Annotated in this window: 1 protein-coding gene; it reads left to right on the top strand. The window is 45.9% G+C overall.

The genetic code is table 11. The features are described from left to right. On the top strand, nt 1-1,073 hold a 1,073-nt coding region (locus A4R26_RS05705; protein ID WP_133054560.1), incomplete at both ends, for an amino acid adenylation domain-containing protein.

Raw genomic sequence — 1,073 nt, 5'->3', positions numbered from 1 at the left:
AACAAACGCGCAGTGAGTGGATGATTGTTTCCATACTGGGTGTGTTAAAGGCAGGAGGCGCCTATGTTCCGATCGATCCGCAGTACCCTCAGGCGCGAATAGACTACATTGAAGAGGATACCAACTGTAAGGTATGGCTGCATGAAACAGAACTAAGCAGGTTCAAAGAAAGTAAGCAGCGTTATGCTAATGAACCGGTAACTTCCTCTGCTAAATCAGATAACCTCGCTTACGTCATCTACACTTCAGGTTCCACAGGTAAACCAAAAGGCGTGCTGATTCAACACGGCAGTTTAGTCAATCTGATCGTCAACCAAGGGAAGCTATTCGGAATTCGACAAGAGGAAAGGATTCTGCTGTTCTCTAAATACACTTTTGACGCCTCGCTGGAACAGCAATTTTTGGCGCTTTGTAACGGTGCTGCTTTGGTTGTACTGTCCGATGATCTGCTTTTGAATACACGCCGATTTGCTGAGTTCGTAAACCATCAACAGATCACCCATTTGCATGCTACCCCCAGCTTCCTGGAGACGCTTACGCCAGGTGACTATACCGGTTTGAAAAGAGTCATTGCCGGCGGGGAACAATGTAACGAGAAATTAGCAAAGCGGTGGAGTGAACTGACTGTCTTTTACAATGAATACGGCCCTACAGAAACTACTGTCACCGCTACTATCACCGCCGCTGCATTACATAAAAATGGCAGGGTGACAATTGGAAGGCCACTGGCTAATTTGCAAATCTATGTCGTCGGAGCGCATCAGCAGTTAGTTCCTGTTGGAGTGATTGGTGAAATTTGCATAGGAGGCGATGGGTTAGCCAGGGGGTATTTGAACCAGGAAGGGTTAACGAAAGAGAAGTTCATAGCGAGTCCTTTTAAAAAGGGAGAAAGATTGTACAAAACAGGCGATTTGGGCAGGTGGCTCTCCGATGGTAACATAGAGTTTATCGGCAGGAAAGATGAACAGGTAAAGATCAGAGGCTTTAGAATAGAGCCTGGAGAAATAGAGCACGCTCTGTTAAACCATGAACAGATAAACCAGGCCATAGTTTTAGCCAAAGAGAATGAGTCA

Origin of the sequence: Niastella populi (assembly GCF_002078015.1) — a bacterium.
Taxonomy (GTDB): domain Bacteria; phylum Bacteroidota; class Bacteroidia; order Chitinophagales; family Chitinophagaceae; genus Niastella; species Niastella populi.
Note: the sequence above shows the minus strand (reverse complement) of the source record. Positions and strands in the feature narration are given on the sequence as shown.